The organism is Tahibacter harae (assembly GCF_024437735.1).
GTDB lineage: Bacteria > Pseudomonadota > Gammaproteobacteria > Xanthomonadales > Rhodanobacteraceae > Tahibacter > Tahibacter harae.
Map to the genome: position 1 here is coordinate 1 of NZ_JANFQO010000056.1, position 4,804 is coordinate 4,804.

The 4,804-nt window shown below is 69.8% G+C and carries 2 protein-coding genes; one reads left to right on the plus strand and one right to left on the minus strand.

The window, feature by feature from the left end; all coding sequences use genetic code 11:
• Positions 1–4,608 (minus strand): SDR family NAD(P)-dependent oxidoreductase (locus NM961_RS23700; RefSeq protein WP_255916901.1); only part of this gene is annotated, 4,608 nt, incomplete at its 3' end.
• On the opposite strand from NM961_RS23700, the gene NM961_RS23705 reads away from it, so the two are divergent.
• A partial coding sequence (locus NM961_RS23705) for a hypothetical protein (RefSeq protein WP_255916902.1) occupies positions 4,607–4,804 on the plus strand: 198 nt, incomplete at its 3' end. The two genes, NM961_RS23700 and NM961_RS23705, sit on opposite strands and share 2 nt — an antisense overlap.

The window sequence follows — 4,804 nt, forward strand, 5'->3', positions numbered from 1 at the left end:
CGCGTGGATCACGTCGCCGTCGCGCTGCGCCTGGCTCAGGCGCTTGAACACCAGCGCCACGATCGCCTCGCCCGGCACCATGCCGTCGGCGGCGCGGTCGAACGCGCGGCAGCGGCCGGTCGGTGACAGCATGCCGGCCTGGCTCATCGCGATATAGCTGCCCGGGCTCAGCACCAGGCTCACGCCGGCGACAATGGCCGCCTCGCACTCGCCCGCGCGCAGGCTCAACACCGCCTGGTGCGCCGCGACCAGGCCCGAGGAACAGGCCGTGTTGATCGCCATGGCCGGGCCGCGCAGGTTCAGCGCATACGATAACCGCGCCGCCAGGATCGCGTCGTTGCTGCCGATCAGCGAACCGCCGTCGCCGGCGAGCTGGGCGTAGTCGCCCTGCTCCACCCCGACGAACACGCCGATGCGCTGGCGCTGCAATTGCGCATCGCCGTAGCCGGCATCTTCCAGCGCCTTGTACGCCTCCTGCAGCAGCAGGCGCTGGCGCGGGTCCATCGTTACCGCTTCGCGCGGCGAGATCTCGAAGAACGCCGGATCGAACTCCGCCACGCCGGGCAGCGCGCCCAGCCAGTGGCTGCTCAGGACCGCGGCGTAGTCCTGCCAGGCAAAGCGTTCGGCCGGAATCTCCGTCACCGCATCGCGGCCCTGGGCCAGGATCTGCCACAGCTCATCGACCGAGCGCGCCTGCGGGAAGCGGCCGCTCAGGCCGGTGACGGCGATGGCTTCGTTCGGGGCCGAAGCGGCAGCGTTGGTGGATGCGGGCGTTGCAAAAGCCGAGGGCACTGCGCTGCCCGGCATAGGCGCGGGTGACGCAGGACTCGTCACCGCATTTGTCGCATTTGCTGCATTAATTGCCTTGCCGGAATGGTCCCCGCCACCCGAATAGAACGCCTTCAGCGCATCGCCGTGCGACTGAGCAAAGAAGCTGCCGAGCTTGCCCAGCGTGCCGTACTTGAAGAACAGCGACGGCGTCACCGGCAGGCCGAAATGCGCGTTCAGGCGTTCGGCGAATTCCGCCAGGCTCAGCGAATCGAAGCCGAAGTCGGCCAGGTTCTCCTGCGGCGACAGGCGCGCGCGCGGCAGCTGCAGCAGCTTCGCGGCAATCTCGCTCAGGTCCCAGACCACGCACTGCGCCAGATCCAGACCGGCCAGCTCGCCGCGGCGCGCCGCCAGCGGCGCCGCACTGGCGGCGACGGCGCGCTGCGGTGCCGCCGTTGCACCGGCAGGTGATGCCGTTACAGCAATGCCCGCCGGCGATGCGTTCGCAGCAGCACCCGTCGGCGACGCCGTTGCAGCAGCGGCAGGCGCCAGGCCGAGATAGCGCTCGATCCGCGCCCGCTCGCCCGCCATCACCAGCACATGCGAGGCCGTCGTACCCAGCAGCCGCTCCAGCAGCGCCACCCCTTCGTCGGCTTCCAGCGCGCGCTGGCCGCTGGTCTTCAGATACAGATGCGTCGTGTCGTCGGCCTGCAGGTTCATGCCGCCGTCGCGCCACAACGGCCACAGGATGGCCAGCCGGCGCGGGCCGCCCGCGCCTTCGGCACGCCGCTGCTGCGCCTGCACCGCATGGGCCAGCTCGAAGCGGTTGCCGACGGCGTAATCCACCGAACCGAAATCGCCGAGCACCGCAGACGACGACGAGAAATAGCAGATGAAATCCAGCGCATCGTCGGCCAGCGCCGCATCCAGCGCCAGCGTGCCGCCGATCTTGGGGGCAAGCACCGCGCCGAACTCGTCCACACCCTTGGCCAGGATGTGCTTGCCGCCGTCGACACCGGCCGCATGCAGCACGCCATGCAGCGCGCCGAAGCGCGCGCGCGCCTGCGCCAGCGCGGCCTGCAGCGCCGCGGCATCGGCCACGTCGCAGGACAGGTACAGCGCCTGGCCGCCAGCTGCTTCGAGGGCGCTCAGCTGCGCATGGCGGTTTGCGTCCAGCACTGAACGCCCGATCAGCACCAGATTGGCCGCGTACTGGCGCGACAGATGATGCGCGAACAGCCAGCCCAGGCCGCCCAGGCCGCCGGTAATCATATAGGTGCCGCCCTGGCGCAGCGCGCCGGGGGTGACCGCTTCCGCATAGGCCTGTACTTGCAGCGTCTCGCGTCCCTGCGCGGTATAGCGCACGCTCTGCGCCTGCGCCACGTGCTGTTCCTGCCACAGGCGCTGTGTCCACTGCGCCAGGTCCGCGCGTTCGGCTGCCGCACCGATCACCGCAACCGCCTGGGTCTGCGCCAGCACCATCTTCAGGCTGCGGCCGGCGGCGATCCAGCTCTCCGCATGGCTCTGCTCGACCGCATCGCGGCAATCTGCCGCGAGCAACAGGCGCGCGACCGGCAGCTGCACCAGCGCCAGCGCCTGGATCAGCAGCACCAGCGGCGTGTAGTCGCGCACCAGTTCCGGCTGCTCCAGCGGCCACAGGTACCAGGCGCCGTCGAAGCGTCCATGCGTGTTCTTGAGGGTATCTATGGCCTGGGCGAAGGCTTCGATCGTGTACGCCGGCACGCGCGGCGTGGCGTCATCGGTGCCATCCGCACTCGCCAGGAACTGGATTTCCACGCCGTCGGGCACTGCGGCCCGCAATGCGGCCTGGCGCTGCGGGTCGGACAGCAGCACCAGCAGCTTGCGCGCCGTGGGCGCGGCAGCAGGCAGCGCACTCGGCTGCCAGAGTTCCTGGAACAGCAGCGGTGCGCGTTCGTCCACCGCAGCCCCTGCCGGCGCGACAGCAGATGACGCGGCGTTTGTTGCATTGTTCGCAAATGACTCAATTTCCGCATCGGCAGCAGCCGACGCTACCGCAAACGATTCGGCCACCACCGCCTCGCCTGCCCGTGACGGAGCCGGCATGCCGAAGGCGGCCGCCGCCGGCAGCGCGGCCTCGGGCTGCGGCGGTACCCAGTACGACTCGCGCGCAAACGGATACGTCGGCAGCGACAGCTTGCTGCAGTCGTTCTGCGCAAACAGCGGCGCGAAATCCACGCGCGGGTCCTGCGCGAACTGGGCCGCGGCCTGAAGCAGGCGCTGGCGATGGATGTCGGCCGGCTGAGCCAGGCAATCGCTCAGGTCGACCAGGTCTTCGCGGCGCCAGACCTGGGTCTCGTGTTCCGGATTGGACAGGTAGATGCCCGCGCTGTCGCCGCGCTGCAGCCAGCCGGCCAGCAGCTGGCGCAACTGTGCCGTGTCGTTGACCACGCAGGCCAGGCGGTAGGCGAAATGGCGCCGGCCCCGCAACAGGGTGTAGCTGATGTCGCCGGCGTCGGCACTGTTGCTGCCCAGCCAGTCGGCCAGCTGCTGCGCCTGCTGGCGCAGCTGGTCCGGCGTGCGCGCCGACAGCGCCATCAGATAGGCGGCACGCGGCTGCGCGCGGCGGCGGCGCGGCGGCGCCTCGTCGATGACCAAGTGCGCATTGGTGCCGCTGAAGCCGAACGAACTGACCGCGGCGCGGCGCGGCTGTCCCGCGGCCGGCAGCCACGGCCGCAGTGTGGTATTGACGAAAAATGGACTGTTGGCAAAGTCGATGTGGCTGTTGCCCTGCTCGAAGTTCAGCGACGGCGGCATCTGCCGGTGGCGCAGCGACAGCAGGATCTTGATGACGCCGGCAACGCCGGCCGCGGTCGCACAGTGGCCGAGATTGGTCTTGATCGAACCGATCGCGCAGAAGCCGGTGCGCGCGGTGTCGCGGCGGAAAGCGTTGGTCAGTGCGCGGAACTCGATCGGATCGCCGAGCTTGGTGCCGGTGCCGTGGGCTTCGACCAGCTGTATCGTGTCCGGATCTATGCCGAAATCATCGTAGACCTGGCGCTCCAGCCGCTCCTGCGACAGCGCGCTGGGTGCGGTGATGCCGTTGGTGGCGCCGTCCTGGTTGATGCCCGAGCCGCGGATCACGCCGTGGATGGGATCGCCGTCGGCGAGCGCCTCTTCCAGCCGCTTGAGCACGACGGCGGCGACGCCTTCGCCAGCCACGAAACCGTTGGCGCGCTCGTCGAAGGTGTAGCAGCGGCCGTCGGCCGAGTTCATGCCCGCGCCCGAGGTCTGCAGCGCGTACATCGGCGTGCATTGCACCATCACGCCGCCGGCCAGGGCCAAGTCGGTTTCGCCGTGCCACAGTCCCTGGCAGGCCAGGTGGATCGCGACCAGGGAACTGGAACAGGCCGTGTCCACCGTGACCGCCGGACCCTGCAGATCCAGGTAATAGGAAATGCGCGCCGGAATGATGGAGCCGGAATTGCCCCAGAACGCCTGCGGCGGCGCCGCGCCGAACAGGCTGCGGTAGTCGCCGCCGCCGCAGCCCACATAGACGCCGCAGCGCAGGCCTTCTATGCCCTGCCCGACCTGTGCCGCGTCTTCCAGCGCGGTCCAGGCTTCCTGCAGGAACAGGCGCTGCTGCGGATCCATGAAGCGCGCTTCGACGCCGGAAATGTTGAAGAACAGCGGATCGAATTCGTCGATGTCGTCGAGATAGCCGCCGCGCGGGCAGATGCCGGGCGAGCCGTCGGCCTGGAACAGTGGCCAGCGTGTGGTCTGGCTGAGCAGGTCGCGGCCGGCGGCGAGATGGCCCCACAATTCATCCACATTGCGGGATTGTGGATAACGCCCGCTCATGCCGATGATCGCAATGGGGCCGCGTCCGCCGCCGCGCGGCGCGGCGGCGGACGGCGCTGGCGCAGACACTGCCGTCTGCGCCGGCGGTGCGGACGGCGATGCAGCGGCCGGCGGCACCGGCGCGGTGCCGCTGCCGGCAGCCGGCGCGCTGACGCTGAAACGGTGCGACACGGCCGCCGCAGGCGCGGCCGGTGCG